Genomic DNA, 1,754 nt, shown 5'->3' on the forward strand with positions numbered 1-1,754 from the left:
GAGGTTAGCGAAAGCGACAACACCGAGGGCGACACCCAGGGCTGACGGTTGGTGGGCCGGCACCTCGCGGAGGCAACCTCCGCGAGGTGCCGGCTTGCGTCTGCGCCTGGCCGCGGTCGGACTGCCGGCCGGGCTGGTCTTCGCCCCGTCCGTCCTGTCCGATCCCGACCCCGCCGCCCCCTGCTGCGAGATGGGGGGGGTGACCCTTGATCCACGTGAACGGGCTTCGTACGCTCACTCGATGGGACATGACGATCTCCCGACCCTCGAACTCGCCTTTCCGGGGCCGGAACGTGACCGTGGTGTGGCGGCGATCCTGAGCGGTCGAAAGACCGCGCTTACGGGCCTCCTGGAGATCTACGAGCACGCCGGAGAGGCAGTACCGGTGACCGGTCAGCGATTCTCGGTGCTTGATTCCGAAGGCCGTCCCGCCGTCACGATCGAGCTCGTCGACGTACGCGTCGTTCCCATGAAGGAGATCGACGACGACTTCGCGCGAGCCGAGGGACGCGGCTACTCCGACGTCGCACAGTGGCGGGCAGCCCACGAGGAGTTCTTCCGGAGCGATGGTGTGAGCGAGTTCCTGGGTCGCACTCCAGTCGTCGACGATGACACCCTCGTCGTCGCAGAACGATTCCGCGTAGTCACGCTCGACGCCAATCTCCAAGATCCGCTACCCCAGGGTCTTGGCGTACCAGTGATCCGCCTTGTCGTGGCCGTCGTAGGGCGTCGTCTCCTCGTATCCGTACCGCGTTACAAAGCGCGTGCGTCCGTGAGTTGTGTGTTGGTCTCACACACGATCCGAGCAGCGCCCAACCTCCTGGCAGCCTCCTCGACGGCGAGCAGCAGACCCCGGCCCAACCCCGCTCCGCGCCCGGCGGGGTGCACATACATCCGCTTGAGCTCCGCGGTCTTCGGGGTACCGCCAAGTAGCCTGAGACCCGCGCAGCCCAGGAACTCGCCTCCGTCGCTGCGTGCGACGAGAAACTCGCCGTCGGGCGGGCTGAGGTCCTGGTGTGGGTCCTTGGCAAGCACTGCTCGAAGCTCTGCCGGCGTCGCGGAGCGGCCCAGTACCCGCCGCCCCATCTCCACGAAGTACTCGCGCATCACCTTGTCCACAGCCGTGCCAGCGACAGGCTCGGGCTTGATCGTCCAGGTAGGCATGCAGGTATTCGACCGGCTGGTGACACGACTTGAGGACGACTTCGAAGCGCGTTGTGCCACCGAGCGGGACACACAGGACTCCAGTGAGTACGGGCGTGTGATCGTGCCAGGGCAAGCAACCGTGTGCGGGACTCGGGTCGTCGTCTGCGTGAGTAAGTGCGGGCCAATGGCACTGGTCTGCGCTGACAACCCCGGAGCCTTTTGTGGCACCGGGGAAGCACAAGCAGCTGGCGAGTTGGACGCCGCGGATCTCGGCAAGGGCCATCTGGCTCTGGCCGACCTCGGGTATGCGACCGTTCCTGAGGAACTACTGGAGCGCAACTACGACGGGCCGAGCCGATTGCCCTGCCACGTCCAGCGGCCCACTTGGTGGCCTCGCTTCTTTGGCATCATCTGACGTCAGTGCTGGACGCTCGGGCCGGCACAGCTTGCGCCCACTCCGGGGAACCTACTCAAGCAAAGGCACGGCACCCCGCGGAGGGTGCCTCCGCGAGGTGCCGTGTCCCCCCCCCCTCAGCCCCTGGTTCCTCCCCTGGGGTTTTCCCTTCCCCCACCCCGGGGGCCACCCCGTGGGTTTCCGCTTCCCCCCC

Annotated in this window: 2 protein-coding genes and 1 pseudogene; 2 read left to right on the forward strand and 1 reads right to left on the reverse strand. The window is 66.8% G+C overall.

Annotation, left to right across the window (positions count from 1 at the left end; genetic code table 11):
* Positions 1 to 241: 241 nt before the first annotated feature.
* Positions 242 to 634, forward strand: a pseudogene (locus AC07CM_RS36480) (ASCH domain-containing protein); the annotation flags it as partial.
* 119 nt (positions 635 to 753) lie between these two features.
* On the opposite strand, the gene AC07CM_RS36485 reads toward AC07CM_RS36480, so the two are convergent.
* On the reverse strand, positions 754 to 1,164 hold the full coding sequence (locus AC07CM_RS36485) for a GNAT family N-acetyltransferase (protein WP_478880889.1): 411 nt from the start codon (positions 1,162 to 1,164) through the stop codon (positions 754 to 756).
* Between AC07CM_RS36485 and AC07CM_RS36490 the strand changes: the two genes are divergently transcribed.
* A complete protein-coding gene (locus tag AC07CM_RS36490; protein WP_478880890.1) occupies positions 1,163 to 1,561 on the forward strand; it encodes a hypothetical protein in 399 nt (132 codons plus the stop codon). The genes AC07CM_RS36485 and AC07CM_RS36490 overlap by 2 nt on opposite strands.
* The last annotated feature ends 193 nt before the right edge of the window (positions 1,562 to 1,754 follow it).

It is taken from the genome of Streptomyces sp. NPDC044061 (assembly GCF_056434305.1).